Annotated in this window: 27 protein-coding genes and 1 riboswitch; of the genes, 13 read left to right on the plus strand and 14 right to left on the minus strand. The window is 67.2% G+C overall.

Features of this window, described 5'->3' with window-relative positions; all coding sequences use genetic code 11:
- The first annotated feature begins 8 nt into the window (after positions 1-8).
- Positions 9-386, plus strand: coding sequence for a hypothetical protein (locus tag AC3A5N_RS03510; RefSeq protein WP_487735917.1), 378 nt, complete (start codon positions 9-11; stop codon positions 384-386).
- A gap of 37 nt (positions 387-423) precedes the next feature.
- Here AC3A5N_RS03510 and AC3A5N_RS03515 read toward each other — a convergent pair whose 3' ends face one another.
- The 3 genes from AC3A5N_RS03515 to AC3A5N_RS03525 all read right to left on the minus strand — a co-directional run bounded on the left by AC3A5N_RS03515 (position 424) and on the right by AC3A5N_RS03525 (position 1,550).
- The gene (locus AC3A5N_RS03515) at positions 424-648 is read right to left on the minus strand and encodes a hypothetical protein (protein WP_487735918.1); all 225 of its coding nucleotides are present in this window, start codon (positions 646-648) and stop codon (positions 424-426) included.
- Between the two features lie 76 nt (positions 649-724).
- Positions 725-937, minus strand: coding sequence for a cold-shock protein (locus tag AC3A5N_RS03520; RefSeq protein WP_129522782.1), 213 nt, complete (start codon positions 935-937; stop codon positions 725-727).
- A 196-nt stretch (positions 938-1,133) separates the two neighbouring features.
- Entirely contained in the window at positions 1,134-1,550 is a 417-nt protein-coding gene (locus AC3A5N_RS03525) for a DUF6491 family protein (protein WP_487735919.1), read from the minus strand.
- Between the two features lie 148 nt (positions 1,551-1,698).
- Between AC3A5N_RS03525 and AC3A5N_RS03530 the strand changes: the two genes are divergently transcribed.
- Positions 1,699-1,935: a DUF2061 domain-containing protein gene (locus AC3A5N_RS03530; RefSeq protein ID WP_487735920.1), complete on the plus strand. Its 237-nt coding sequence runs from the start codon at positions 1,699-1,701 to the stop codon at positions 1,933-1,935.
- On the opposite strand, the gene AC3A5N_RS03535 is transcribed toward AC3A5N_RS03530, so the two are convergent.
- The 3 genes from AC3A5N_RS03535 to AC3A5N_RS03545 all read right to left on the minus strand — a co-directional run bounded on the left by AC3A5N_RS03535 (position 1,932) and on the right by AC3A5N_RS03545 (position 3,430).
- Positions 1,932-2,522 (minus strand): DUF4142 domain-containing protein, encoded by a 591-nt coding sequence (locus AC3A5N_RS03535; protein ID WP_487735921.1) that lies wholly within the window; start codon positions 2,520-2,522, stop codon positions 1,932-1,934. The genes AC3A5N_RS03530 and AC3A5N_RS03535 overlap by 4 nt on opposite strands.
- A gap of 102 nt (positions 2,523-2,624) precedes the next feature.
- Complete coding sequence (locus AC3A5N_RS03540) at positions 2,625-2,945, minus strand: antibiotic biosynthesis monooxygenase family protein (protein ID WP_487735922.1); 321 nt, start codon at positions 2,943-2,945, stop codon at positions 2,625-2,627.
- Positions 2,946-3,091: 146 nt separating this feature from the next.
- Positions 3,092-3,430 carry a hypothetical protein gene (locus AC3A5N_RS03545; protein WP_487735923.1) on the minus strand — a complete coding sequence of 113 codons (339 nt, stop codon included), beginning with the start codon at positions 3,428-3,430 and terminating at the stop codon, positions 3,092-3,094.
- Positions 3,431-3,520: 90 nt separating this feature from the next.
- Here AC3A5N_RS03545 and AC3A5N_RS03550 point away from each other — a divergent pair, with 90 nt between their 5' ends.
- Complete coding sequence (locus AC3A5N_RS03550) at positions 3,521-3,976, plus strand: GFA family protein (protein ID WP_487735924.1); 456 nt, start codon at positions 3,521-3,523, stop codon at positions 3,974-3,976.
- 136 nt (positions 3,977-4,112) lie between these two features.
- On the opposite strand, the gene AC3A5N_RS03555 is transcribed toward AC3A5N_RS03550, so the two are convergent.
- A complete protein-coding gene (locus tag AC3A5N_RS03555) occupies positions 4,113-4,325 on the minus strand; it encodes a cold-shock protein (protein ID WP_487735925.1) in 213 nt (70 codons plus the stop codon).
- Between the two features lie 231 nt (positions 4,326-4,556).
- Here AC3A5N_RS03555 and AC3A5N_RS03560 point away from each other — a divergent pair, with 231 nt between their 5' ends.
- Together AC3A5N_RS03560 and AC3A5N_RS03565 are read left to right on the plus strand one after the other, a co-directional pair.
- Positions 4,557-4,949, plus strand: a complete 393-nt coding sequence (locus AC3A5N_RS03560; protein ID WP_487735926.1) for a GFA family protein — start codon at positions 4,557-4,559, stop codon at positions 4,947-4,949.
- 103 nt (positions 4,950-5,052) lie between these two features.
- Positions 5,053-5,187, plus strand: a complete 135-nt coding sequence (locus AC3A5N_RS03565; protein ID WP_487735927.1) for a hypothetical protein — start codon at positions 5,053-5,055, stop codon at positions 5,185-5,187.
- Between the two features lie 21 nt (positions 5,188-5,208).
- Here AC3A5N_RS03565 and AC3A5N_RS03570 read toward each other — a convergent pair whose 3' ends face one another.
- Positions 5,209-5,391, minus strand: a complete 183-nt coding sequence (locus AC3A5N_RS03570) for a hypothetical protein (RefSeq protein ID WP_487735928.1) — start codon at positions 5,389-5,391, stop codon at positions 5,209-5,211.
- 126 nt (positions 5,392-5,517) lie between these two features.
- Here AC3A5N_RS03570 and AC3A5N_RS03575 point away from each other — a divergent pair, with 126 nt between their 5' ends.
- Positions 5,518-6,009: a YaiI/YqxD family protein gene (locus AC3A5N_RS03575; RefSeq protein WP_487735929.1), complete on the plus strand. Its 492-nt coding sequence runs from the start codon at positions 5,518-5,520 to the stop codon at positions 6,007-6,009.
- Here AC3A5N_RS03575 and arr read toward each other — a convergent pair.
- Positions 5,999-6,409 carry an NAD(+)--rifampin ADP-ribosyltransferase gene (gene arr / locus AC3A5N_RS03580; RefSeq protein ID WP_487735930.1) on the minus strand — a complete coding sequence of 137 codons (411 nt, stop codon included), beginning with the start codon at positions 6,407-6,409 and terminating at the stop codon, positions 5,999-6,001. The genes AC3A5N_RS03575 and arr overlap by 11 nt on opposite strands.
- Positions 6,410-7,613: 1,204 nt before the next feature.
- On the opposite strand from arr, the gene AC3A5N_RS03585 reads away from it, so the two are divergent.
- On the plus strand, positions 7,614-8,024 hold the full coding sequence (locus tag AC3A5N_RS03585; RefSeq protein ID WP_487735931.1) for a hypothetical protein: 411 nt from the start codon (positions 7,614-7,616) through the stop codon (positions 8,022-8,024).
- A gap of 102 nt (positions 8,025-8,126) precedes the next feature.
- Here the strand turns inward: AC3A5N_RS03585 and AC3A5N_RS03590 are convergent, their stop codons facing one another.
- Both AC3A5N_RS03590 and thiC read right to left on the minus strand, forming a co-directional pair.
- Positions 8,127-8,732 carry a DUF2199 domain-containing protein gene (locus tag AC3A5N_RS03590; RefSeq protein WP_487735932.1) on the minus strand — a complete coding sequence of 202 codons (606 nt, stop codon included), beginning with the start codon at positions 8,730-8,732 and terminating at the stop codon, positions 8,127-8,129.
- Complete coding sequence (gene thiC / locus AC3A5N_RS03595) at positions 8,729-10,567, minus strand: phosphomethylpyrimidine synthase ThiC (protein WP_487735933.1); 1,839 nt, start codon at positions 10,565-10,567, stop codon at positions 8,729-8,731. The genes AC3A5N_RS03590 and thiC overlap by 4 nt, the downstream gene beginning before the upstream one ends.
- 45 nt (positions 10,568-10,612) lie before the next feature.
- Positions 10,613-10,724, minus strand: a riboswitch (TPP riboswitch).
- A 157-nt stretch (positions 10,725-10,881) separates the two neighbouring features.
- Between thiC and AC3A5N_RS03600 the strand changes: the two genes are divergently transcribed.
- Positions 10,882-11,973 (plus strand): glycosyltransferase family 4 protein, encoded by a 1,092-nt coding sequence (locus tag AC3A5N_RS03600; protein WP_487735934.1) that lies wholly within the window; start codon positions 10,882-10,884, stop codon positions 11,971-11,973.
- 42 nt (positions 11,974-12,015) lie between these two features.
- Entirely contained in the window at positions 12,016-14,232 is a 2,217-nt protein-coding gene (locus tag AC3A5N_RS03605; protein WP_487735935.1) for an amylo-alpha-1,6-glucosidase, read from the plus strand.
- 49 nt (positions 14,233-14,281) lie between these two features.
- Here AC3A5N_RS03605 and AC3A5N_RS03610 read toward each other — a convergent pair whose 3' ends face one another.
- Positions 14,282-16,114, minus strand: coding sequence for a DUF885 domain-containing protein (locus AC3A5N_RS03610; protein ID WP_487735936.1), 1,833 nt, complete (start codon positions 16,112-16,114; stop codon positions 14,282-14,284).
- 101 nt (positions 16,115-16,215) lie between these two features.
- Positions 16,216-17,484, minus strand: coding sequence for a metal-dependent hydrolase family protein (locus tag AC3A5N_RS03615; protein WP_487735937.1), 1,269 nt, complete (start codon positions 17,482-17,484; stop codon positions 16,216-16,218).
- 137 nt (positions 17,485-17,621) lie between these two features.
- Here AC3A5N_RS03615 and AC3A5N_RS03620 point away from each other — a divergent pair, with 137 nt between their 5' ends.
- Positions 17,622-19,661: a S9 family peptidase gene (locus tag AC3A5N_RS03620; protein WP_487735938.1), complete on the plus strand. Its 2,040-nt coding sequence runs from the start codon at positions 17,622-17,624 to the stop codon at positions 19,659-19,661.
- A gap of 41 nt (positions 19,662-19,702) precedes the next feature.
- Here the strand turns inward: AC3A5N_RS03620 and AC3A5N_RS03625 are convergent, their stop codons facing one another.
- Complete coding sequence (locus AC3A5N_RS03625; protein ID WP_487735939.1) at positions 19,703-20,557, minus strand: MipA/OmpV family protein; 855 nt, start codon at positions 20,555-20,557, stop codon at positions 19,703-19,705.
- A gap of 163 nt (positions 20,558-20,720) precedes the next feature.
- On the opposite strand from AC3A5N_RS03625, the gene crtY reads away from it, so the two are divergent.
- The 3 genes from crtY (at position 20,721) to AC3A5N_RS03640 (ending at position 24,128) form a co-directional block, all read left to right on the plus strand.
- Positions 20,721-21,902 (plus strand): lycopene beta-cyclase CrtY, encoded by a 1,182-nt coding sequence (gene crtY, locus AC3A5N_RS03630; RefSeq protein WP_487735940.1) that lies wholly within the window; start codon positions 20,721-20,723, stop codon positions 21,900-21,902.
- A 71-nt stretch (positions 21,903-21,973) separates the two neighbouring features.
- The gene (locus AC3A5N_RS03635; protein WP_487736310.1) at positions 21,974-23,461 is read left to right on the plus strand and encodes a phytoene desaturase; all 1,488 of its coding nucleotides are present in this window, start codon (positions 21,974-21,976) and stop codon (positions 23,459-23,461) included.
- An 85-nt stretch (positions 23,462-23,546) separates the two neighbouring features.
- Complete coding sequence (locus tag AC3A5N_RS03640; protein WP_487735941.1) at positions 23,547-24,128, plus strand: LOG family protein; 582 nt, start codon at positions 23,547-23,549, stop codon at positions 24,126-24,128.
- Positions 24,129-24,292 lie beyond the last annotated feature (164 nt).

Genomic DNA, 24,292 nt, shown 5'->3' on the forward strand with positions numbered 1-24,292 from the left:
GAGGGAGCGTGGCGCAGGAAACCTGGCTCGGCTGGAAGCTCGACCGGTCCGACCGGGCCGACCTGCTCGCGCGCTTTCCGCCGCGCTATGCGGAAACCGTCGCTGACCACATCACCTTCGGCCGTGCGGAGGGCGCGCCTCCCCTTCCCGATACCGATCGCGCGAGGATCGTCGGCCGGGCGGACGACGACGCCGGCGTCGAGGCGATGGTGGTGCAACTGGCGGGGACGACCGACCGTCCGACCGGCGGGACTTACCACGTCACCTGGTCGCTCGCCGATGGCCGCGAAGCGCACGAGAGCAACGATGTGATCGCCGCACGAGGGTGGGAGCCGGTGGAAGATGCGCCGGAACTGCGCATCGAGGCGGCACGCTGGCCCTCGTAGACGGGCCGCGGCGCCAGATCGAGGAGTGGGGAAGCGGCTAGAACTCGGGCGCGACGTCGAGCGCCTCTTGCTCGCGGCGGGCGGCTTTCTGCTGCTCGACCTTGGCGCGCTCTTCGGCCACCGCCCGGGCCTGATTCGCGAGTGAGCGCCAGGTGGCTTCGGAGCGGCGAGCGCGTTCGCGCACGTTCTCGAGCACCGCGACCTTGGCCTCGGCGGCGGATTCATTCGCGCGTGCATCGTAGAATTCGAACGTCTGGCTCATCGGCGGTCCACCCGGTTGAAGGAAATGAGGCGATGCCGCCGGGCGCGCCGCAAAGAGGGCGCGCCCGGCGAACGGATCAATCGGCGGCGGAAAGGTTGATCGCGCTTTCCTTGCCGTTGCGACCGCGCTCGAGCTCGTAGTTGAGGCGCTGGTCCTTATCGAGCGTCTGCATGCCCGCCGCCTGCACGGCGGAGATGTGCACGAAGCTGTCGCCCGAACCGTCGTCGGGCTGGATGAAACCGTAGCCCTTGTCGGTGTTGAAGAATTTTACGGTGCCAGTCTTGGCCATGAGTGTTCCTTTCAAAGAACGATGTTGTCCGCGGGCTAAGGTGCCGTTGGGGTCGTGCGTCGGGTCGTCAAATGAAAGGAAGTCGTCGTCTGGTTTGCGCCGGGGCCTCAAGGGCAAGCGGCGGTCGTCAAAAGCCGAAGTCCGTCGCAATTTTCGACGTCAGCGGCGTCCTTATAGCACGGCCCGCCCCAAACACCTAATCGCGGGCCCTCCGGCTCCCCTCTTCGCCGTCGGCGACCTTGCGGATCATCCGGACGGGACAGGTGCGGGGGCCGAAGGTCGGGTCGGGGATGACGAGATCGACGTCGATCCCGCGGCAGATCTGCCCGATCCCGCGGTCGCGCAGCCCGATGCGCCAGGAGAAGTCGAGATCCGGACAGCCGCCGAAGGTTTCGAACAGGTATGTGTCGCGCGCGCCGACGTCGACGTAGATCTGCTCCGCCCCGTTCTCCGCATCGGGGGCGTCGCGGTAGCCGGTGACCGAGCGGGCGAAGAAGCACTCGCGGCCTTCGGATGCGGCGGCGGTGGATGCGCCGGGCGCAGTGTCGTCCACCGGGGCGCAGGCGGCGAGCGCTGCGGACAGGGCGATCAGGGCTGAAAAGGGCTTAATCACAGGCGCCTCCTTCTCCGACAGATGCACTTGATAGACGGTGCCGTCCCCGCCGCGCCTTGATCGGGCGCGGTTATCGCGCGTCTGCTCGATTACTCTATGCACGATTGATCGCTTCAATCAATCGACCGCCAGCCTTACCTCTCCCTTCATGTCCCACGATCTGACCAAGACCCTGAGCTTCCTCGCCCTCCATCTCGGGGTGGGCTTCACGGTGGCCTATCTGTTCACCGGCTCGCTCGCGCTGGCGGGCGGGATCGCGCTGGTCGAGCCGCTGGTGAACGCGGTCGTGTTCTTCTTCCACGAGCGCGTCTGGAACCGTGCGGGGAGCGGCGGCGCGAGCATGCTCGACGCCGTGCTCCACCGCCACGGAGCAGGTGCGGCCTAGCCGGCCGAGAGGCCGCGCGCGTGATCGAGGTGCCCCTCGACCACCGTGGCCGTCTCGCCCGCAAAGCTGGTGAGCGCTTCCGGCCCGCCGCTGCCCGCGTAGCCCTGCAGCAACGCCAGCGCCTTCTCGTGCGCGGCGACCTGCTGCTGCTTGTAGACCGCGTCGAACTGATCCCCGGCCTGGCGCAGCTCGTCGAGCTGGGCCTGCTGGTCCGCGGTGAGCTTGGGCGCGACGTTCAGCGCCGGCTCCGCCTCGGCCGCGGCGGACTTCAGGTTGTTGCTCGAGGTCGTGTGATCCTCGATCATCATCGCCGCGAAGTCCTTGACCGCCTGCGAGGAGCCCATCTCCTGGGCCAGCCTGGCGGACTCGATCTCGAACATGTCGCTGGCCGCGGCCATGTCGACGAATTCCTGCGGGCTGGCGGGCATGGCGGCCTGGCCGGCGGGCGGGGTCGCGGCGTCGGCATTGGCGGTGTCGTTCACGGCCATGTCGGCGTTGGGGTCGGTCGTCGTCTCGTCGGCGGCATCGCCGCAGGCGGTCAGGGTAAGCGCGCCGGCGAGCGCGAGGAATGCAGTGTGCGTCTTCATCTCGATCCTCCTTCTCCAGAGTCGGGGATCAATCCGGAGCGCAGGGGGATGTTCCGCCCGAAAAGAGGAATTTTTCATCCTGCAGCAAGGTTTTAACCTGCGTTAGGAACCGCGCTCCAGCAGGTCGTCGGTGACCTCCATCAGCAGCAGCGGCTCGTCCGCGGTGTCGGCGATGGCGTCCACGAAGGCGGCGCGGGTTGCGGGATCGTCGTAGACCATCTTCGCATCGTAGGCCGCCTGCCAGGTCGCGCGGTCGGGCCATTCGGCGACACCGACGAAGCGGTGCTCCCGCTCGTCCCAGTGGAGGCGCGAGCCGAGGGAGCCGTACTTCTCGGTGATGAGCTCGGTCCCGCGGCGCCAGGCGGCGCGGAACTGCTCTTCCTTCCCCGAATGGACCTTCCACCAGTAGGCGGCGACGAACATGGCAGTCTCCTCTCGCCCCTCTCCAACCCGCGCGGCGGGCGGGGCGTTCCGGCGGCGAGGCGACGGGGTGTTGACACATGTGACACGATCCCCGGGCCCAGTGTCACCTTGCGGCGAAACCTGTCACCTTGCGCGGCCCCGGCCTGTCACCTTGCGCCATCCCCGAGCCGCTCCCGCGCCGCCGCCCGCCGCACGTGGCCGGCGCGCTGGGCGAGGTCCCAGCCTTGCGCGAAGCGGCCGCCGGCCCGGGCGCGCAGGCGGTAGGCAGACTGGCGGCTCATCCCGACCATGCGCGCGGCCCCCGCCACGCTCTCGCCCGAGGCGAGCAGGTCGAGGAAGGCGATCGCCTTGCGCGGGGTCCAGCGGTAGTCGGAATTGGCGCGGCGGCCCGAACGGGAAGCGGCGCGAGAGCCGGCGCGAGAGCCGGCGCGAGAGCCGGCGCGGGGCGCAGCGGCGGCGGGCGGAGGGATCGAATCGTGCGTCATCGGGTATTCTAAGGCACAAGTGCCGGCGTGTAGGAAAGTCTTTTTCGGCCCGCGCGCCCGCGCTATCCCGATCCGCAGAAGGAGTGACCGATGGCCGATCCCGTTTCCCTCGACCCGCCGCTCAAGGGCCAGTGCCTGTGCGGCGCCGTGACCATCCGCCTAGAGCGCGCGAAGCCGGGCGTCGACGTGTGCCACTGCGACATGTGCCGGCAATGGACGGGCGGGCCGCTGTTCTCGCTGCACGGGGTGACGAAGGACGACTTCACGCTGGAGGGCGAAGGCGCGGTGCGCAGCTACCGCTCGTCCGAATGGGCCGAGCGCGCGAGCTGCACCGAATGCGGCAGCAACCTGTGGTACCGCTTCGTCCCCGCCGGCACGTTCTCGTTCACCGCCGGGCTGTTCGCGCTGCCCGCGGACTGGGGGATCGACGAGCAGATCTTCGTCGACGAGATGCCGCCTTATGCCGAACTCGCGGCCCAGGGCACCCGGAAGACCGGCGCCGAAGTCATGGCCGAGGCCAAGCAAGGCGGATACGACATCGGCTGAACCCGCCCGCCCCGCAGCGGAGCTTTCCGGCCCCGGCACGCAAAAAAGGGGCCGGCGGCGCCAGCTTGCGCTGGTGCCACGGCCCCCTCTGGTGGCCCTCCCCCCGCCAGGGGAGAGGGCTATCACTCGCTGCGGGTTAGCCCGCCTGCGAGAGGTTGATGGCGCTTTCCTTGCCGTTACGGCCATGCTCAACGTCGTAGTTGAGGCGCTGGTCCTTATCGAGCGACTGCATACCGGCCGCCTGAACGGCAGTGATGTGCACGAAGCTGTCGGCCGAGCCGTCGTCGGGCTGGATGAAGCCATAGCCCTTGTCGAGGTTGAAGAATTTTACGGTGCCAACTTTGGCCATGATGTTTCCTTTCAAGAAACGTGTTGCCCGCTGGCGAAATTGCCGTTGGGCCGTGCGTCAAATCGTCAAATGAAAGGAAGTCGTCGTCTGGTTTGCGCCGGGGGCTCTTAGAGCAAGCGGCGGTCGTCAAAAGCGAAGTCCGTCGCAAAATTCGACGTCAGCAAGGGCCTTGTAACACAACGCTGCCGAATCACCTAATTATTTGGGGGCAGGCCCGAAAGGAGAGACGAAATGGACCAGTTTACCGGCGGCTGCTTGTGCGGCGACGTCCGGCTCGCGGCGACCGGGCGCCCCTACCGAGTCGGTCTCTGCCATTGCCTCGATTGCCGCCGCCATCACGGCGCGCCGTTCTTCGCCGCGGCGATCTTTCCCGAGGATGCGGTGACGATCGAGGGCGAGACCCGCGACTGGCAGGGGCGGCACTTCTGCCAACGCTGCGGCTCCTCCGTCTTCGCCAGCTTCGAGGACGAGATCGAAGTCCACCTCGGCACCCTCGATGCGCCCGGGCAGTTCACCCCGACCTACGAAAGCTGGACGATCCGCCGCGAGCCCTGGCTGCCGCCGGTCCCGGGCGCCAGGCAGTACGCACGCGACCGCGAGAGCGGAACCCGGTTCGAGGACTAGGCGGGCGCGCTCTTCGCCAGGGTGCGGACGATTTCATGCAAGGTGTTGGCGCAAAGGGCGTATCCTCGCGCGCAGGGGCATGCCGCCCCGATTGGAAAAGACCATGGCCAAGGGCCAACGCAAGTCGAACAAGGAAATCCGAAAACCCAAGGCGGACAAGGGACCGAAGCAGAATGCCTCCAATCCCAGCCTCAAGCCGGGCGGGATCAAGGGGCTGGAGAATATGAAGAACGGCTGACGCGCGGCCAGCCACCTCGAGTCACGCCTTGCCGCCCTGATCGCCGCTCTCGCGCCCCTGCTTGCGGGCGTGGGCCGCGATCGCTTCGTCGAGTTCGGCGATCCGGCGGCGTTCGGGGGTGTCCCTGGCCAGCCCCTTGAGCCGGCAGGTCGCCCACAGCGCCTTGCGCTCTGACTGCATCGCCTTGAGATAGAGATCGGCCATCGGAGCCTCCTTTCGCGGCGCCTATGGGCGCGGCGGCGGCGAATGGCCAGTGCCGGCGCGGCGGACGGAGGGGGCGGCGCGGGCGAATGACTTTGCGCGGCCGGGCCGCTAGAGCGCCTTGCGACCATGGACAGCGACCGCACGCCCCTCACCATCCTCGTCGATGCCGACGCCTGCCCGGTGAAGGAGGAGATCTACCGCGTCGCCGCGCGCTTCAAGGCGCAGGTCGTGGTGGTCAGCAACGCGCCCTTCCGCGTGCCGCAGGGCCCGCTGGTCCGCCGCGTGGTGGTGTCGGACGCGTTCGACGCGGCGGACGACTGGATCGCGGAAGAGGCGGCGCGCACGGCCCCGCAATGCGTGGTGGTGACGGGCGACATCCTGCTGGCCGAGCGCTGCCTGAAAGCGGGCGCGAGGGTCCTCGCCCACAACGGCAAGCCGTTCGACGCCGCCAGCATCGGCACCGCCATCGCCACCCGCGCGATCATGGCCGACCTGCGCGCCGGGATGGACGGTATCGGCGGCGGCCCGGCGCCGTTCGCCAAGGCGGACCGCTCGCGGTTCCTGCAGGCGCTGGACCGGGTGCTGGTGGAGCTGGCGAGGAACGACCTCAGTCGATGATCTCGGCCCCGCCCTCGGCCTCCATCCGCGCAAGGGCGGCCTTCATCTCCGCCAGCCGCTCGGGCGGATGCGGCTCCCACTGCTCGACCTCGCCGACAATGCGGAGCGGCTCGCGCGAGCGGTAGGACTCGGTCGGGTTGCCGGGGAAGCGTTTATCCGTGAGGTTCGGATCGTCCTCGAACGCACCGGTCGGCTCGACCATATAGATGCGCTCCCGGCCCTCGCCCTTCGCCAGCTCACAGCCCCAGACCGCCGCGTCGAGCGTGCCGGAGAAGTAGATCCACGACAGCTTGCGGTCGGCGTAGTTCGAGGTGAAGCCGGGCGCGAGCAGGTCGCCCGGCGCGAGATCGGCGCGGGTGCCGTGGTAGAAGGGGCCGGTGGCGTCTTTGGCGTAGGTCATGACAAAAGGTCTAGACGGAGAAGGCATGGAGGGCGAGCGCCGCCAGGTCCCGCGGTCTGTGGATAAGTGACGCGCCATTCTGAACCTGCTACGTTCCCGGAGGCCTCATATAGCTCAGAAGTATGCGCCGCATGCAGTTCAATATATAACTGAAATATAATGTTTTTTATCTGAGAGCGTTGATAGAGAGTTGAGTGTATGTCAGCAGCACACTCCTAGACGCACCTTTTCACGTCTTATTATGGTCATCTGTCGCATGATCTGCTATTGAAAGTGCCCTCGCGATGGGGGTCACTCGAATGGGAAAGAAGCCTACTTTAAAAACAGTCCTTTACGCCGGAGAAGCTGAGGTCGCCAGCTCAACCGATTCGCAGATTTGGCTGGACGCTATGGCCGCGATCACTGGGGATCGTGTTCCCGCGGGAGGCCAAAGCGCGCACAAAGACCGTGACGGTGCTGGCTCAAGTAAGCGCCCGGAGGGCCATGGCTCTGGGGCTGTTGGCAAGTTTGCGACGGAGCTTGGGGTCGAGGAAGCCGAGCTTATGGGTGCGGCCAGCCCCTCTGCTGACGCACCTTACATCCACCTCGATCACAAGTACTGGGAGGCTCTCAAACAGAACACCCCGCCTAGAGGTGTTGGATCGGTTCCTGGAGTCGTGCTTGCTGCAACGCTCCTGCTGCTTTGGAACCGGCATTCCAACTTCGGAAAGGTAAGCGGCGCCATGTGTGATGAGGTCTTGCGCACAATTGGGCATGAAGAGCGGAATCGAGCTCGATCCCTTCGTGGTTGCGAGTGGATTCAGGTCAGAGACGAGGGACTACGGCTCAATCCAGCCTCAGTTCCGTCGGCCATAAAGCTGGCTAAGGCATATGTGACGCGGACATCCCAGTGATGGATGTCGGCTTCGTCTCGCGGGTCGCTTCCAGCAGCCTTGCAGAGCTTGATCGAGCTGTTGCCGTCCTCTTCGTGATGCAACAATCGGCTGACTTTGTCTCTGCCACGGCGTCCGACTTGGCTGCCACACTAGAATCTGGAGGTTGCGCGCGGATCAATCGGACTCGCCTCAAGACGCGTCTCTCAGGTGACCCGCGGACGATTAGGTCAGGAAGCGGCCATCGTATCCACCCGCGACGGTTGGACGACGTAGCCCGTCTGGTGGCGCCGATGAGGGGGCCTGCAAGACCGGAACCGCTAAAGACTTTCTTGGACGCAGGGCTTTTTGAGAACTGCCCGGGATATGTCCGCAACATCGTCGAACAGATCAACGTTACCTATGCTAACGCCTGTTTTGATTGCACTGCGGTAATGGTCCGCCGCTTGTTTGAAACCATGCTTGTCGACTGCTTTGAAAAGCAGAACGCGCTGGCCGATATTACCGACGCAAACGGAAACCTGTTTCAGCTCTCAAAACTGATCAAAAAGTTGGAGTCAACCACCACCTTCTCGGTTAGCAGGCAGACGAAGCAGGCCGCTCCGCATCTGAAGGACGTTGGAGATTGGTCGGCGCATAATCGCCGTCATCGAGCGAGGCAAACTGACCTAGATGGAGTCATCAAGCACCTTCGAGCTGCCTCAAGCGATTTGCTACATTTGTCTGGGCAAGATGGTGGGTGAGAGCGCAAAAATAGAGGCTGACAACGGTATTGCTCCGCCGTGTCAGGGTCGAGCGACAGGTTGAACTGGTCGCGCCAGCGGAATTCGAAGAAGGTCGCCTCGCTACTGTATTGTCGGGCCGTGACCGTTGGCTCGCAGGATTTCCAGAAGATCTTGCACGGACAGCCCCTTCCGCTGGGCTACGGCGATCGGGTGATCCTCGTCGACCACAAGCAGACGCGGCCTTTGCCGGCCTGAGCGCTGACATACGTCTACTGCGACAGGGGTATCGGCGAGGTGAGGCTTGAGGCTGTTGCACAGCCAGCCGAACCACGGCCCCGTGTCTTCGTACTCTCCGCTGTCGAAGCCTTCGATATACTTCTCGAAGTTCTCGCGGCTGAGCGACGACCAGCAGCCGAACCCCCAGGAGTGGTCCAGGCCGTGGACGGGAAACTCCAGCACGCAGCGGACGAGGAAATGCTCACCATCGAGCACGCAAAAATCCTCGGAGAGGAAGTCGCCGTCCCTCCGTAGCGCAGAGTTGGGTTCATAGCTCGCGCCGTGGCTCCAGGGATCAGGATGATCCGCCGCCAAATCGGTTACACCATGGAACCACTCCCCGCAGCAGGAGCACTGCCAATCGCCCTGCAACATCTGCAGTGTCAGCAAATCCTCACGGTCCGGTAGATCGGGTGGCGATTTACGCCCGAACAAGCGACGGAAGATCATTTGGCCGGCACGTAAAGATCACCACCTTCGCGATATTTTTCCGCCATGTCCTGCATCCCCTCCTCGGCCTCATCGACCGGCGCCGTCCCCGCTAGGTAGCTATCCGAATTCTGCTTCGCCGCAAAATCCCGCACCTCCTGCGTGATCTTCATCGAGCAGAACTTCGGCCCGCACATCGAGCAGAAGTGCGCCGTCTTGGCGCCTTCCGCGGGGAGGGTCTGGTCGTGGTATTGCTCGGCGGTGTCGGGGTCGAGGCTGAGGTTGAACTGGTCGCGCCAGCGGAACTCGAAGCGGGCCTTGCTGAGCGCGTCGTCGCGGACCTTGGCGGCGGGGTGGCCCTTGGCGAGGTCGGCGGCGTGGGCGGCGAGCTTGTAGGTGACGACGCCGACCTTCACGTCGTCGCGGTCGGGCAGGCCGAGGTGCTCCTTGGGCGTGACGTAGCAGAGCATCGCCGTGCCGTACCAGCCGATCTGCGCCGCGCCGATGCCGCTGGTGATGTGGTCGTAGCCCGGGGCGATGTCGGTGACGAGCGGGCCGAGGGTGTAGAACGGCGCCTCGCCGCAGGCCTCGAGCTGCTTGTCCATGTTCTCCTTGATCTTGTGCATCGGCACGTGGCCGGGGCCCTCGATCATCACCTGGACGTCTTGCGCCCAGGCCTTCTTCGTCAGCTCGCCGAGGGTGTAGAGCTCGGCGAACTGGGCCTCGTCGTTGGCGTCGGCGATGCAGCCGGGGCGCAGGCCGTCACCCAGCGAATAGGCGATGTCGTAGGCCTTCATGATCTCGGTGATCTCGTCGAAGCGTTCGTAGAGGAACGATTCCTTGTGATGCGCGAGGCACCACTTGGCCATGATCGAGCCGCCGCGGCTGACGATGCCGGTGACGCGCTTCGCGGTCATCGGGACGTAGGGCAGGCGCACGCCGGCGTGGATGGTGAAGTAGTCGACGCCCTGCTCGGCCTGCTCGATCAGCGTGTCGCGGAAGATCTCCCAGGTGAGATCCTCGGCCACGCCGCCGACTTTCTCCAGCGCCTGGTAGATGGGCACGGTGCCGATGGGGACGGGGCTGTTGCGGATGATCCATTCGCGGGTGTCGTGAATGTTCCGGCCGGTGGAGAGGTCCATGACGGTGTCGGCGCCCCAGCGGATCGACCAGACCATCTTGTCGACTTCGGAGGCGACGTCGCTGGCGACGGCGGAGTTGCCGATATTGGCGTTGATCTTGACCAGGAAGTTGCGGCCGATGGCCATCGGCTCGGCTTCCGGGTGGTTGACGTTGGAAGGGATGATCGCGCGGCCGCGGGCGACCTCGTCGCGGACGAATTCGGGGGTGACGTAGTCGGGGATTTCGGCGCCCCAGTCCTGACCGTCGCGTTCCTGGCGGAGCATCCCGCGGCCGAGGTTCTCACGTTCGGCGACGTATTCCATCTCGGGCGTGATGATGCCGCGGCGCGCGTAATGCATCTGGCTGATGTTGCCGCCTGCCTTGGCGCGCAGGGGCCTACGCAGCGCGGTGGGGAACGGGGGCACGCCGCCGGAGCGGTCGGGGCCGAGCTGGCCGTTGTCCTCCGGCTTCACCTCGCGCGGTTCGTATTCCTCGATATCGCCGCGTTCGAGCTGCCATTCGCGGCGCAGCGCGGGGAGACCCTGGCGGATATCGATCTGCGCCTCGGGGTCGGTGTAGGGGCCCGATGTATCGTAGACCCGCACCGGTTCCTCGCCGCCCTCGAGCGCGATCTCGCGCATGGCGACGCGGCGCGGGCCGACGTGGACCTTCTTCGAACCGCGGATCGGGCCGGTGGTGACGCCGATTTCGAACTGGGAATTGATGTCGGCCATGGAAACTCGCTCTCCGTTCAATCGGAGCGAGGCCACGGATTCCTGGAGCGAAAGCCGTTCCCTCCCTCCGCCCGTATTACCGGGATCAGGTTCGACGGGTCGCGGCATATTCCGCTCTCAACCTGCGTTCGCGCGTCAGGCTCCCCGGGGATGCGGCGCAACCTAGGCGATCGGTCGCAGCCCGTCCAGCCGTGCGTGCAGGTCATCGAATCCGCGAGGAACGGAGTGGGCCCGCACGCATTGTGTGACCGAGCGACCGGAGGGTTGCGTCTTCGTCCACCCTTCCGGCCTCTGTTCTCAGGAGCCATGGCAGAATGAAGATCGCACAGATCGCACCCTTGATGGAAAGCGTGCCGCCCAAGCTCTATGGCGGTACCGAACGTATCGTAGCCTACATCACCGAAGAACTCGTGCGGCAGGGCCACGAGGTCACGCTGTTCGCGAGCGCCGACTCGAAGACCTCGGCCGAGCTCGTCCCCATTTGCGAGACGGCCCTGCGGCTCGACCCGCAAGTGCGCGATCCGCTCCCCCACCACCTCGCCCTGCTCGACGAGGTTCAGAGGCGGGCGGCGGAGTTCGACGTCCTCCATTTCCATATCGACCTGGTCCACGGTCCGCTGGTCAGGACCCTGGGCGTTCCCACGGTGACGACGCTGCACGGCCGGCTCGACCTGCCCGACCTGCAGCCCTATTATCGAACCTTCGGCGACTTGCCGCTGGTGTCGATCTCGAACGACCAGCGGCGGCCGCTGCCGCCGGTCAACTGGGCGGGAACGGTCCACCACGGCCTTCCCCGCGACGTGCTGGCGCCGACCTTCGCGCCGAAGGGGGACTACCTCGCCTTCCTCGGCCGGATCTCGCCCGAGAAGCGGCCCGACCGGGCCATCGCGATTGCCGCGGCGGCGGGCATGAAGCTCAAGATCGCGGCCAAGATCGACAAGGCGGACCAGCTCTACTGGGACGAGGTGATCGCCCCCATGGTCCGCGCCTACCCCGATATCGAATTCGTCGGCGAAATCGGCGAGGCGCAGAAGGTCGAGTTCCTCGGCAACGCGCGCGCGCTGCTGTTTCCGATCGACTGGCCCGAACCGTTCGGCCTGGTCATGATCGAGGCGATGGCCTGCGCGACCCCGACGATCGCCTTCCGCTGCGGCTCCGTCCCCGAAGTGATCGACGAAGGCGAATCGGGCTTCATCGTCGACAACGTCGAGGAAGCGGTCGAAGCGGTCGCCCAGCTCGATCACCTCGACCGGAGACGCGTGCGCCAGACGTTCAACCGCCGTTTTACGGCCGAGCGCATGGTCGACGACTATCTCGCGATCTATCGGCAGCTTGCCGGCATGCCGGCCGAGATCGCGCCCATGCGCCTCGGCGCGGACAAGGTCGATTTGCCGATCATGGCCTGATCGGCGAAAACACACGAACCAAGTAACGGGAGTGATTACGGGATGGACGCATCTGCGACCCCCCGCGGGGTGGACGCTACCATCGAGGACGAGGACGCGGGCGCGAGCCCCGAACGGTTCGCGATACCAGCCGCCGCCTCGCTGCACGAGCGGCGCCCACGCACGTTGAAGCACGGCGACACATTCGCCGTGTTCGACCACAGCGGCGATGCGATCGCCGGCCCCGGCAGCCCCGAGGGCATCTATCACCGGGACACCCGGCACCTGTCGCACCTGCACCTCACGCTCAGCGGAGCGCGGCCGATCCTGCTGAGCTCATCGCTGCGTGACGACAACATCGCGCTCCTCTGCGATCTCAGCAATCCGGACCTGTCCGACGAGCACGGGAAGACAGTGCTCAGCAACGACCTGATCCACATCCGCCGCGTGCGGTTCCTGTGGCAGGGCGCAATGTACGAACGCCTGACCGTCGGAAACTACGACAGCGTAGCGCACAGCCTGTCGCTCGAGCTCTATTTCGAAAGCGACTTCGCCGACCTGTTCGAGGTGCGCGGCAGCAAGCGCGAGCGGCGCGGGACGCTCCACGAGCCGACGGTCGAACCCGACCGGGTTCGGCTGGCCTACGACGGGCTCGACGGCGTCCATCGGGCAACCGTCATCCGCTTCGAGCCCGAGCCGTACTCGATCGCCGCCAACCGGGCGCAGTTCCGCCTCGACCTCGAACCGCGTTCGCGCAAGACGCTGATCGTGCGGATAAGCTGCGGCGAGGTCGAGGAAGGCGCATCGCTCCGCCGCGAGCTGATCCGCGCCTATCGCAGCGCCCGCCGGAACCTGCGTAATTCCTCCTCCCGCGCCGCTTCGATCCTGTCGTCGAACGAGGTGTTCAACCGCTCGGCCCAGCGTTCCGTGGCGGACACCTATATGCTGATCACGGAGACGCCGTATGGGCCCTATCCCTACGCCGGCATCCCGTGGTTCAGCACGGTCTTCGGGCGCGACGCGCTGATCACCGCGCTCGAGACGATGTGGCTCGATCCCGAGATCGCCCGCGGCGTGCTGCGCTATCTCGCGGTGCACCAGGCCCGCGAGTTCGACCCGGTCGCCGATGCCGAGCCGGGAAAGATCCTGCACGAAGTCCGCCAGGGGGAAATGGCGGAACTGGGCGAGGTTCCGTTCCGCCACTATTACGGCAGCATCGATTCCACGCCGCTGTTCGTGATGACCGCCGGCGCCTATCTCGAGCGGACGGGCGATACCGCGCTGCTCGAGACGCTATGGCCGAATATCGAGGCGGCGCTGAACTGGATCGAACAGCACGGCGACCGGGATGGCGACGGTTATGTCGAATACGGCCGCCATACGGACGAAGGCCTGATCAATCAGGGCTGGAAGGACAGCCACGATTCGATCTTCCACGCGGACGGATCGCTCGCGGCCGGTCCCATCGCCCTCGCCGAAGTGCAGGCCTACGTCTACGGCGCCTGGCAGGCTGCCGCGAGCATACTGTCGAGCCTCGGCAATATCGAGGGCGCGGCAGTCTACCGCATGAAGGCGGAGGCGCTGCGCGACCGTTTCGACCGCGACTTCTTCGACGAGGAGCTGGGCACTTACGTCCTTGCGCTCGACGGACGCAAACAGCCGTGCCGGGTCAAGTCGTCGAACGCGGGCCACGTGCTGTTCACCGGCCTGGCCTTCCCCGAGCGCGCGCTGCAGACGGCGCGCACCCTGATGGAACCGGCATCGTTCTCCGGCTGGGGCATCCGCACGATCGCCGCGGGGCAGCCGCGCTACAACCCGATGAGCTATCACAACGGATCGATCTGGCCGCACGAGAACGCGATCATTGCCGCCGGGCTGTCGCGTTACGGCTTCCGCAGAGAGGCCACGGCGGTGTTCGAAGGGCTGTTCGCCGCCTCGACTTACGTCGACCTGCGGCGCCTGCCGGAGCTGTTCTGCGGTTTCGCCCGCCGGCCGGCGCAGGGCCCCACGTTCTATCCGGTGTCGTGCATTCCGCAGGCCTGGGCGGCGGCGGCGCCGCTGTTCCTGATCCAGTCGAGCCTAGGCCTGTCGCTGGACGGCGCCGTAGGACAGATCGCGTTCGACGAACCCCATCTCCCCGAATTCCTCGATGATGTCCTTCTGCGCAATCTGACCGTCGGCGAAGGCCGCGCGGACATCATGCTGCACCGGTCGGGGAACAAGGTGTTGGTCGATGTCCGCAAGCGCGAAGGCGACGTGCGGGTGATCACGCGGGTCTGAAAGCGCCGGCCGCCCCGCTGGTGTGGGGCGGCCGGCGCCGGATCTTGCGTCAGGCCCCGCCCGCGGCGATCCAGTCGTCGATCTTCTTCTCCAGCACCGGCAGCGGCAGCGGGCCGGTCCCGAGCACCTGGGCGTGGAATGCCTTGATGTCGAACTTGTCGCCCAGCGCGGTTTCGGCCTTCTCACGCAGTTCCTGGATCTTGAGCGCGCCGATCTTGTAGGCGAGCGCCTGGCTCGGGATGGCGATGTAGCGCTCGACCTCGGCCACGACTTCGGTGCGGGTCATGCCCGAATTCTCGAGCATGAATGCGATCGCCTGGTCGCGGGTCCAGCCCTTGGCGTGGATGCCGCTATCGACCACCAGCCGCATGGCGCGGAGTTGTTCGTCCTGCAGCGTGCCGTAGCGGTTCCAGGGATCGTCGAAGAAGCCCATCTCGTAGCCGAGCGTCTCGGCATAGAGCCCCCAGCCCTCGCTGTAGGCGGTATAGCCACCGAAGCGCATGAAGGCGGGCAGCGCCTGGTTCTCCTGCGCAAGGCTGATCTGGAAGTGATGCCCCGGCGCGCCCTCGTGCAGGTAGAGCGTGACGTTGCCGGTCGTCAGCCGGCTCGGCAGGTCGTAGGCATTGAAGTAGAACGTGCCGGGGCGCGAACCGTCGGGGGCGCCGGGCATGTACGATCCGCCGGCTTCGAACTTCTCGCGGAACGGCTCGTAGGGTTTGATCTCGAGCGGGGTCTTGGGGACGAGCGAGAAGTAGTCGCCGATCTTCGTGTCGACCTGCTTGCCGATGTCGTAATAGCTCTGCGTCAGCGCCTCGCGGCTCTCCGGCTTGAACTGCGGATCGGTGCGGACGTGGTCGAAGAATTCGTTGAGCGTTCCTTCGAAGCCGACTTCGGCCTTGATCTGCTCCATCCCGGTCTTGATCCGCTCGACCTCGCTGAGGCCGAGGTTGTGGACGTAGTCGGCGGTCAGCGGCAGCGTGGTCGTGCTCTCGATCATGTGCTCGTAGAGCTTGGCCCCGCCCTTCATCTGGCTGAGGCCGACGCTGTCGCGCGCCTGCGGGAGGTATTCGTCGCGCAAGTAGTCGCGCAGGCGCGTGTGGACGGCGTCGATCGCCTCGACCGAGGTGCGGTACTCCTCGGTCAGCCGCGCCTTGTCGGCATCGGAGATCCCCTCGGGGAACATCGTGACCGGCCCCCAGAGCGGCGATTCCTCGAGCGGCATGGCGAGCTGGGTATCGAGCTGCTCGATCACATTGCCGATGGTCAGCTTGGTCTCGTAGACGCCGGCCGCCTGGCCTTCGCGGAACTTGGCGATCGAGCGGTCGATCAGCTCCACGTATTCGGCGTGGCGCTTGAGGTTGTTCTCGTAGTCCTCCAGCGTCTTGAACGGCGCCGCGCCCTGCCCGCTGGCGAAGGTCGGGTAGAACGTGTGGAAGCCGGAGAAGTGGTTGATCGGCCGCGTCTCGGTGAGCGCGAGAATCTCCGGCGTGTAGCCCTTGAGCGTTTCCTGCTGGTTGTACGCGAACACGTCGTAGGCGATGCGGTCGGTTTCGCTCAGCCCCGCACGGTCGATCTGCCCCAGTGCGGCTAGGTTCTCGCGCGCATGGGCGACGGTCTGCGCGTTGTACTCGTCGGTCAGGAAGCCGCCGATCCGGTCGGCGTAGCGCATGTCGCCGCGGAACAGCGCGAAGATCGGGTTGAGCTTGAGATGCTTTTCGTCCGCCGCCGCGAACAGCGCGAAGAGCCGGTCGTGCTCCGACTGGGCATTGCTCGCGGCAGGTGCGGGCGGCGTATCGCTCTGGGCGGAGGCCGGTGCGGCAGGCACGGCGGCGGCGAGCGAAAGCGCGGTGGTCGCGGCGAGCGCGAGGCGAAGCTTGGTCATGCGAGATCTCCCCTGAATCATTCTATGTGGCCAGCGTTAGGACGGCCGCGCCGTGGTGGCGGGCGCGCTTCGATGAGCGGGGCCCGCCGGTCGACGAGCGGTTATTCGATGACCCGGCCGCGGACCATGACCCAGTCGACGTTCTCGAGCACGGTCGCGTCCTCCAGCGGGTTGCCGGCGACTGCGATGATGTCGGCCGAGTAGCCGGGCGCGAGGCGGCCAATCTCGTTTTCCATCTCGAGCACTTCGGCGGCCACGGTGGTCGCGCTGGCGAGCGCCTCGCGGCTCGACATGCCCTGGCCCATCATCAGGCGGAATTCCTGCGCGTTGCGGCCGTGCTCGAACACGCCCGAGTCGGTGCCGAAGGCGATCGTCACCCCGGCATCGCGCGCCTTGCCCATGAAGACCTTGGCGGCCTCGGCCACGGCGCGGACCTTCTCCTCCACCACCGGAGTGTAGGTGCCGGTGCCGAGCCGTTCGGAAATGCCCTGGAACGCCATCAGCGTGGGCACGAGCACGGTGCCGTTTTCCTTCATCGCCCGAATCGCGCCGTCGTCGAGGTAGGTTCCGTGCTCGATCGTATCGATGCCCGCCACGCTCGCCGCCTCGATCCCGCGCGCGCCGTGGGCGTGGGCCATGACCTTGAGGCCGAGCGAGTGCGCGGTGTCCGCGATCGCCTCCATCTCCTCGCTGGTGAAGTGCGCGCCGAGGCCGCGGCCCTGCTGGCTGAGCACCCCGCCGGTGGCGGTGATCTTGATCCAGTCGGCCCCGTTCTGGCTGGCGCGGCGGACTTTCTCCGCGCATTCGACCGCGCCGGTGCAGGCGTAGCCGGAGGCGAGGATCTGGTTGATTTCCGGCCGGAAGCCGGTGACGTCGCCGTGCCCGCCAACGATCGCGAGCGCCGGGCCGGCGGCGACGATCCGGGGACCGGTGATCATGCCTTCCTCCGTCCCGCGGCGCAGCGAGAAGCCGGAGTGCTGGCTGCTCCCCGCCTCGCGCACCGTGGTGAAGCCGGCGAGCGCGGTCAGCCGCGCGTTCTTGGCGCCGACGACCACGCCCCACTCTTCGGGCTCGACCGCTTCCTTCCAGAAGTCGCCGCCCGGGTCGCCGGTGAGATGGACGTGGAGGTCGATCAGGCCCGGCAGCACGGTCTTGTCGGTCAGCGCAACGACTTCGGCCCCGGCGGGCGCCGGCTGGATGCCGTCGGCGATCGAGACGATGCGGCCGTCGGTCACCGTGATGGTGGACGGGCCGCGCGGCTCGCTCGCGGCATCGGTGACGACGGCGCCTGCATGGATCACGACGGTCTCGGCCAGCGCGGGCGTGGCGACCAGCGCACCGGCGGCGGCAAGCAGGGCTTTGATTTTCATATGGCGTCCTCTCCCTTTCCCGGCCTGATGCCCGCCCACGCGCCCGGGCGCAAGAGCGGCACGGCCTGCCGTTGCCCTCGGCGCGAGAGACTGTATGACCGGGGGCAGCCGGTTTCAGTTGAAAGGAATTTCCCCGCATGCCCCGCAAGCTGCTTGCCCTTGCCGCCCTGCTCGGTTCCGCCTCGATCGCCGCCACCGCCGCCGCGCGGCCGATGACGCCCGAGGACGTGGCGAAGATGGAGAGCCTGGGCGAGTTGACGGTCTCGCCCGACGGAAGCCGCGTCGCCTTCACCACCGCGCGCCTGCCCGACGTGACCGAAGGTGAGGAGAACGGGACGACCAAGCAGCAGCTCAAGCTCGCCTATGGCCCCGACAGCGTGCGCGCCTTCCTGCCCGCCGACATGAACGTATCGACCGTCCGCTTCTCGCCCGACGGAACGATGATCAGCTTCCTCTACACCGCCGAGGACGAGAAGCGCGCGGTCTGGGGAATGCCGGTCGACGGCGGCGGGCACCGCAAGCTGGCCGAAGTCGCCGAGGCCGACGTGCGCGACTACGCCTGGTCGCCCGACGGCACGATGCTCTACCTGCTCGCCGCAGCCGCGCCCGACGAGGCGCTCGACAAGCGCAAGGAAGCCGGGTTCGACGCGGTCGTCTACGAAGAGGAAGCCAAGCTCAACCGCCTGTTCGCAGCGCGCGTCGGCGCGGAGCCCGACGCGGCACCGAAGGCAATTGCCGTGCCGGGTCACGTCAGCGCGATCCAGGTCGCGCCGGGCGGCAAGACCGCGATCGTCGAAAGCGCGCCCTCCCCGCGGGTCGACGACAGCTACACCTCCAAGCGGGTGCACGTGATCGACCTCGCCAGCGGGCGCGTGATCGAAGTGGTCGAAACGCCGGGCAAGCTGGGCGACGTCGAGATTTCGCCTGACGGCCGGCGCATCGCGCTGATCGCCGGGGTCGACGCGCACGATCCGGCGACGACCACGCTGCACCTCGCAGACGTCGCGACCGGCGAATACCGCGCGCTCAACGCGGGGGCTGCCGAGGCGGCGAACGATGCCGAATTCCTGCCCGACGGGCGGCTGGCGGCGATCGTCGACATGGGCACGCAGAGCGTGCTGCGCATCTATTCGGCCGACGGAGCGCTGCTGGAGGAGCACGACCCGGGCGCGCTGATCCTCAGCGATCTGGAAGTCGGCGGAGGCACGATCGCGGTCGAGGCGCATTCACCCGAGCATCCGCCCGAGCTGTTCGTGGTGACCGACGGCCGGTTCACCCGCTGGACCCGGCACAACCCGTGGCTGGCCGAGATCGACATGGGCGAACAGCGCACCTTCACCTACACCGCGCGCGACGGGCAGGCGATCGAAGGCGTGCTGATCGAGCCGGTCGGCGGCCCCGCGCGCGGCGGATCGCCGGTGATCTTCGACGTCCACGGCGGGCCCGAAGCGCACGAAACGAACGGCTGGCAGACGCATTACAGTTCGCCCGGCCAGGTCGCGGCGGGCCAGGGCTACGCGGTGTTCATCCCGAACTACCGCGGGTCGACCGGCTACGGCGTCGCCTTCGCCAAGCAGCACCAGGCCGACTATGCGGGCAAGGAGTTCGACGACCTCGTCGACGGCAAGCGCGCGCTGGTCGAAGCCGGGATTGCCGATCCCGACCGGGTGGGCATCACCGGCGGCTCCTACGGCGGGTTCGCCACCGCCTGGGGCTCGACCTACTACTCGCAGGAATTCGCTGCGGGGGTCATGTTCGTCGGTATTTCCAACAACATCAGCAAGTTCGGCACGACCGACATTCCCAACGAGATGTACCTCGTACACGAGCGCAAGTGGCCGTGGGAGGAATGGGATCACCTGCTCGAACGCAGCCCGATCTATCACGTCGACAAGGCGGAGACCCCGCTGCTGATCATGCACGGCGACAGCGACACGCGCGTCTCGCCGACGCAGAGCTATGAGCTCTACCGCCACATCAAGACGCGCAAGCCCGACACGCCGGTGCGGCTGGTGCTCTATCCGGGCGAAGGCCACGGCAACTCAAAGGCCGCCGCGCGCTACGACTACAACGTGCGGATGATGGAGTGGTTCGACACCTACCTGAAGACCGGCGACCGCGACGCCCCGCTCCCCGCCCCGCGGCCGGAGCTGGCGATCGAGGCGGCGGAGAAGTGACGGAAGGGGCGCGGTTTCGGCCGCGCCCCTTTTCCCTTCGTTTAGAACGTGTAGCCGACGCCGAGGGCGGCGAAGAACTGGTCCGCGTCGCCGCGCAGGCTGGTGTACGGCGTGCGCTTGGCATCGCCGAGCATGCGTGAATATCCACCGACGCCGAACAGCGAGATACCGCCGTTCGCGAGATTGCCGTCGAGATCCACTGCCAGCAGCGCCGTCGCGCCCGCCTTGGTGAAGCCGCCCTCCGCCTGATAGAGCGGCAGACCGCTGGCAGCGCTCTGCGTGGGCGAAACCGAGTAGTAGTAATCGGCATAGCTGTCGTCGACGTACTCGGCGCTGAGCGCGAGCGCGCCGGCCAAGCCGCGGCTGAGCGGAGTGAAGTAGGATACGCCGGGGCTCATCACCATGCCCTCGTGCGCGCCGGCCACGTCCCATCGCGCGTCGAGATTGAACGAGAGGCTGTCGTAGGGATTGAGCACGCCCGGGATGCTGATCCCCGCGCTCGGCCCGATCTCGATCGCGCGATCGAGTTCGCCCGCAGCCTCGACCACCGGGTCCTTGATCTTGTCGGCGCGATTGGAGTTGAGGCCCACCGCCACGCCCAGATCGAAGGCCACACCTTCGTCCGGATCCGGGATGAAGTCGAGCGCCACGCCGCCGCCGCGCGGGCTGATACCGACGGGCCCGATCTGCCCCATGACCATGGGCACCGGGAAGATCACGTAGTCGTCCGACCCGTCGTAGCTCGGCGCGTACACCGCGCCTGCACCCACGGTCACCCAGTCGCCGTCGTAGACGGTAGTCTGCTCCGAGGGCGGCGGCCCCTCGCTCTCCTCCGCCAGGGCCGGGCAGGCGAGCACGGCAAGCGCGCCGCCTGCGGCCAGAAATGTGATTCTCATTGTAATGCAAATCCCCGCTATCGTTGAAGTTGCAACGTGCAACCGTGCGGCGCGTTCCTAGGGCCTTACGCCGCGCCCTGCCACTGCCGCACCGCTCGGCGCCGGTGCGTGGTCGGCGGACGCGGCGATTGCCCGGCTTGCGAAAGCGCCGTAGGCCAAGGGCATGAGCGGGCGCAGGGTGGACATTGCGATCGTCGGCGGCGGGCTCGCCGGGGGGCTGATCGCGCTGGCGCTGCATCGCCGGGATCCCGGCATGCCGGTGCTGCTGATCGAGCAGGGCGAGGTGCTGGGCGGCAACCACCGGTGGAGCTGGTTCGCCAGCGATCTCGACGCGGAGGGCGCGGCGCTGCTCGCACGGTTCCGCACGACTGCCTGGGACGGCTACGAGGTGCGCTTTCCCGCCTACGTGCGCGCACTGCGCACGCGGTACAGCTCGCTTTCCTCCGCCGAGTTCGACGCCGGGCTGCGGCGGGAGCTGCCCGAGGGTGCGATGCTGAGCGGGCGTGCGGTCGCGGCGCTCGATGCCGAGGGCGTGACACTGGCGAGCGGCGAGCGGATCGCGGCGCGCGCGGTGATCGACTGCCGCGGCTTCGTGCCCGGCGCGCAGCTGTGCGGCGGGTGGCAGGTCTTCATGGGCCGCCATCTGCGCACCGCGCGGCCCCACGGGATTGCCCGCCCGATCGTGATGGATGCCACGGTCGAACAGCGCGGCGGCTACCGCTTCGTCTACGTCCTCCCGCTCGGCGCCGACGAGCTGTTTGTCGAGGATACCTATTATCAGGACAGGCCCGAGCTCGACCGCGGCGCGCTGTCCTCCCGCATCGACCGCTATTGCCTGCAGCACGGGTTCGAGGGCGAGATCCTCGGCGGCGAGACCGGTGTGCTGCCGGTGATCACCGGGGGCGACTTCGCCGCCTGGCAGCGCGAGGCGGCCGTGGCGGGCGTCGCGCGCGCCGGGGGGCGCGGCGGGTTCCTCCATCCGCTGACGAGCTACACGCTGCCCTTTGCGGTCGAGACCGCGCTTGCCGTGGCCGCGGAGGCGCGGCTGCCGGGCGACCAGCTCGCCGCCCTGATCGACGCCCGCGCGCGGCGTCTGTGGCGCCGCACGCGCTTCTACCGCCGCCTCGGTTCGATGCTGTTCGGAGCCGCCCGGCCGGAGGCACGCTACCGCGTGTTCGAGCGCTTCTACCGCCTGCCCGAGGGGCTGGTCGAGCGCTTCTACGCCGCCCGGTCGACCGCGGCCGACAAGGCGCGCGTGCTGCTCGGCCGTCCGCCGGTTCCGGTGAGCCGTGCAATAGCCGCGCTTGCACGCAGGGGTGCGCCGCTGCAAGGTCCCCGCAGATGAGCGAATCCGAAACCCAGCCCTCGTTCCTTCCGGAGCTTTCCGGGGAAGAGATGCAGGCCGCGCCCGCCCCGATGGGAAGCAAGCGCGCCTGCGTGATCGGGTCGGGCTTTGGCGGGCTGGCGCTCGCCATCCGGCTGCAGTCGGCGGGGATCGCGACCACCGTGGTCGAGGCGCGTGACAAGCCCGGGGGGCGCGCCTACGTGTGGGAGCGCGAGGGCTTCACGTTCGATGCCGGGCCGACCGTCATTACCGATCCGGCCAGCCTGCGCGAGCTGTGGACGCTGTCGGGCCACGACATGGCCGAAGACGTCGAGCTGCTGAAGGTTGCCCCCTTCTACCGCCTCAACTGGCCCGACGGGGTGACCTTCGACTATTCGAACGACGAGGCGAGCCTCAACGCCGAGATCGCCAAGGTCAATGCCGCCGACGTCGCCGGCTACCAGGAATTTCTCGCCTATTCGGCAGGCGTCTATCGCGACGGCTACCAGCGGTTCGGCGCCGTGCCGTTCCTCGACTTCAAGTCGATGCTCAAGGCCGCGCCGACGCTGATCCAGCACCAGGCCTGGCGCTCGGTCTATTCGATGGTCTCGCGCTTCATCGAGGACGAGAAGCTGCGCGAGGCGTTCAGCTTCCACACCCTGCTGGTCGGCGGCAATCCGATGACCGCGAGCGCGATCTACGCCCTGATCCACAAGCTGGAGAAGGACGGCGGCGTGTGGTGGGCGCGCGGCGGCACCAACCGGCTCGTCGCGGGCATGGTGCGGCACTTCGAGCGGCTCGGCGGGACCGTGCGGCTCGGCGATGCGGTCACCCGCGTGCACACGATCGGCAACCGCGCGACCGAGGTCGAGACGGGCTGCGGCTGGCGCGAGAGCTTCGACGCGGTGGCCAGCAATGCCGATGTGATGCACACCTACCGCGACCTGCTGCGCCGCACCCGGCGCGGCGCGCACTATGCCCGCAAGCTCGCGCGCAAGCGGTTCTCGCCGAGCCTGTTCGTGGTCCACTTCGGGCTCGAGGGGACCTGGCCGGGCATCCCGCACCACACGATCCTGTTCGGTCCGCGCTACCGCGGTCTGCTGGCCGACATCTACGAGCACGGCGTGCTGCCGGCGGACTTCTCGATCTATCTCCACCACCCGACTGTGACCGACCCGGGCCTCGCGCCGCCGGGCCGCTCGACCTTCTACGCGCTGATCCCGGTGGCGCATCTCGGCAAGCTGGCGATAGACTGGGAGCAGATGGGCCCGGTGCTGGAGAAGCGCGTGCTCGATGAAGTGGGGCGGCGGCTGATCCCCGACATCCACGACCGGATCGTGACCAAGTTCCACTACGCCCCGCGCGATTTCGCGCTCGATCTCAATGCGCACCTCGGCAGCGCCTTCAGCCTCGAGCCGATCCTGACTCAGAGCGCATATTTCCGCGCCCACAACCGCGACGACGAGATCGGCAACTTCTACCTCGTCGGCGCCGGCACTCACCCGGGCGCCGGCATCCCCGGCGTCGTCGCGAGCGCCAAGGCCACGGCGGGACTGATGATCGGAGACCTGGCCGGATGATCCTCCGGCAGCCGTCTCGCCGGCAGGGATAGAGTGCCTGCGTGAATCATTGCCCAATGGGCCGCGCCGGGCCAAAGAGCGCGGCATGAACCGCCTTGCCGTCTATTGCGGGTCCGCGACGCCCGCCGATCCGCGTTACATCGAGCTGGCCCGTGAGGTCGGGCGCACCTTGGCGGAGCGGGGGATCGGGGTCGTCTATGGCGGCGGGCGGCTCGGGCTGATGGGAGCGGTGGCGAGCGGGGCGCTCGATGCCGGGGGCGAGGTTATCGGAGTGATCCCCGATGCGCTCGCCGGCAGCGAAGTGGCCAATACCGACTGCACCGAGCTCCACACCGTCACCGGCATGCACGAGCGCAAGCAGCGCTTCACCGACCTTTCCGACGGGTTCGTCACCATCCCGGGCGGCGTCGGAACGATGGACGAGCTGTGGGAAGCGGTGAGCTGGGCGCAGCTCGGCTATCACACCAAACCCGTGGGCCTGCTCAACGCCTTCGGGTTCTACGACCATCTGATCGTATTCAACCGGCACATGGCCGAAGTGGGCTTCGTCCGGCCCGCGCATCAGGGTATCGTCATCGCCGAACCGACTCTGCCCGCGCTGCTGGACCGGATGGCCGCTTACCGACCGCACACCCCGATCTTCCAGATGAAGGCGAGCGACCTGTGATCGCGGCGCGCCCCCGATCCTCCCTCCTCTTCAGAGGAGGGGCAGCGAGACTTGGCGAACCGGAGGTGAGCCTAGTCGCAGCGGGGTGGTGCTGCGGCGCCTGCGATGCTCGCTCCGCTCGCCACCACCCCCCATCCCCCTCCTCTGAAGAGGAGGGGGCGATA

This window comes from Pelagerythrobacter sp. Soil_C_18 (genome assembly GCF_057657235.1).

Coding starts and splice junctions, on each gene's coding strand:
- AC3A5N_RS03515 (WP_487735918.1), bottom strand. CDS start 648: ATGAGCCAGACGTTCGAATTCTACGATGCACGCGCGAATGAATCCGCC.
- AC3A5N_RS03520 (WP_129522782.1), bottom strand. CDS start 937: ATGGCCAAGACTGGCACCGTAAAATTCTTCAACACCGACAAGGGCTAC.
- AC3A5N_RS03530 (WP_487735920.1), top strand. CDS start 1,699: ATGTCCCACGATCTGACCAAGACCCTGAGCTTCCTCGCCCTCCATCTC.
- AC3A5N_RS03535 (WP_487735921.1), bottom strand. CDS start 2,522: ATGAAGACGCACACTGCATTCCTCGCGCTCGCCGGCGCGCTTACCCTG.
- AC3A5N_RS03540 (WP_487735922.1), bottom strand. CDS start 2,945: ATGTTCGTCGCCGCCTACTGGTGGAAGGTCCATTCGGGGAAGGAAGAG.
- AC3A5N_RS03545 (WP_487735923.1), bottom strand. CDS start 3,430: ATGACGCACGATTCGATCCCTCCGCCCGCCGCCGCTGCGCCCCGCGCC.
- AC3A5N_RS03550 (WP_487735924.1), top strand. CDS start 3,521: ATGGCCGATCCCGTTTCCCTCGACCCGCCGCTCAAGGGCCAGTGCCTG.
- AC3A5N_RS03555 (WP_487735925.1), bottom strand. CDS start 4,325: ATGGCCAAAGTTGGCACCGTAAAATTCTTCAACCTCGACAAGGGCTAT.
- AC3A5N_RS03560 (WP_487735926.1), top strand. CDS start 4,557: ATGGACCAGTTTACCGGCGGCTGCTTGTGCGGCGACGTCCGGCTCGCG.
- AC3A5N_RS03565 (WP_487735927.1), top strand. CDS start 5,053: ATGGCCAAGGGCCAACGCAAGTCGAACAAGGAAATCCGAAAACCCAAG.
- AC3A5N_RS03570 (WP_487735928.1), bottom strand. CDS start 5,391: ATGGCCGATCTCTATCTCAAGGCGATGCAGTCAGAGCGCAAGGCGCTG.
- AC3A5N_RS03575 (WP_487735929.1), top strand. CDS start 5,518: ATGGACAGCGACCGCACGCCCCTCACCATCCTCGTCGATGCCGACGCC.
- arr (WP_487735930.1), bottom strand. CDS start 6,409: ATGACCTACGCCAAAGACGCCACCGGCCCCTTCTACCACGGCACCCGC.
- AC3A5N_RS03590 (WP_487735932.1), bottom strand. CDS start 8,732: ATGATCTTCCGTCGCTTGTTCGGGCGTAAATCGCCACCCGATCTACCG.
- thiC (WP_487735933.1), bottom strand. CDS start 10,567: ATGGCCGACATCAATTCCCAGTTCGAAATCGGCGTCACCACCGGCCCG.
- AC3A5N_RS03600 (WP_487735934.1), top strand. CDS start 10,882: ATGAAGATCGCACAGATCGCACCCTTGATGGAAAGCGTGCCGCCCAAG.
- AC3A5N_RS03605 (WP_487735935.1), top strand. CDS start 12,016: ATGGACGCATCTGCGACCCCCCGCGGGGTGGACGCTACCATCGAGGAC.
- AC3A5N_RS03610 (WP_487735936.1), bottom strand. CDS start 16,114: ATGACCAAGCTTCGCCTCGCGCTCGCCGCGACCACCGCGCTTTCGCTC.
- AC3A5N_RS03615 (WP_487735937.1), bottom strand. CDS start 17,484: ATGAAAATCAAAGCCCTGCTTGCCGCCGCCGGTGCGCTGGTCGCCACG.
- AC3A5N_RS03620 (WP_487735938.1), top strand. CDS start 17,622: ATGCCCCGCAAGCTGCTTGCCCTTGCCGCCCTGCTCGGTTCCGCCTCG.
- AC3A5N_RS03625 (WP_487735939.1), bottom strand. CDS start 20,557: ATGAGAATCACATTTCTGGCCGCAGGCGGCGCGCTTGCCGTGCTCGCC.
- crtY (WP_487735940.1), top strand. CDS start 20,721: ATGAGCGGGCGCAGGGTGGACATTGCGATCGTCGGCGGCGGGCTCGCC.
- AC3A5N_RS03635 (WP_487736310.1), top strand. CDS start 21,974: ATGGGAAGCAAGCGCGCCTGCGTGATCGGGTCGGGCTTTGGCGGGCTG.
- AC3A5N_RS03640 (WP_487735941.1), top strand. CDS start 23,547: ATGAACCGCCTTGCCGTCTATTGCGGGTCCGCGACGCCCGCCGATCCG.